The organism is Mycobacterium arosiense ATCC BAA-1401 = DSM 45069 (assembly GCF_002086125.1).
Lineage (GTDB): Bacteria > Actinomycetota > Actinomycetes > Mycobacteriales > Mycobacteriaceae > Mycobacterium > Mycobacterium arosiense.
This window is the reverse complement of sequence record NZ_MVHG01000445.1, coordinates 1-230: the sequence shown is the minus strand read 5'-3', so window position 1 is coordinate 230 and position 230 is coordinate 1. Positions and strand designations below refer to the sequence as shown.

General features: G+C 68.7%; 1 protein-coding gene. It reads left to right on the top strand.

Annotated elements, in window-relative coordinates; all coding sequences use genetic code 11:
- Positions 1–230: Lrp/AsnC family transcriptional regulator (locus tag BST14_RS32500; RefSeq protein WP_142279753.1), on the top strand; the 230-nt coding region annotated here is incomplete at both ends.

The window sequence follows — 230 nt, the reverse complement described above, 5'->3', positions numbered from 1 at the left end:
TCCGTGCCCTGGCCGACGACGGCCGCCTGAGCTGGCGCGATCTCGCCCAGAAGGTCGGCCTGTCGCTGACGCCGACGCTGCGCCGGGTACGCCGCCTGGAAGAGGAACACTACATCCAGGGCTACTTCGCCCGGCTCGACGAGGAGCGCCTGTCCGGGGCGATGAGCGTGTTCGTCTCGGTGTCCCTGGAAAAGCAGACCGGCGACTACCTCGCTCGCTTCGAGGAACGC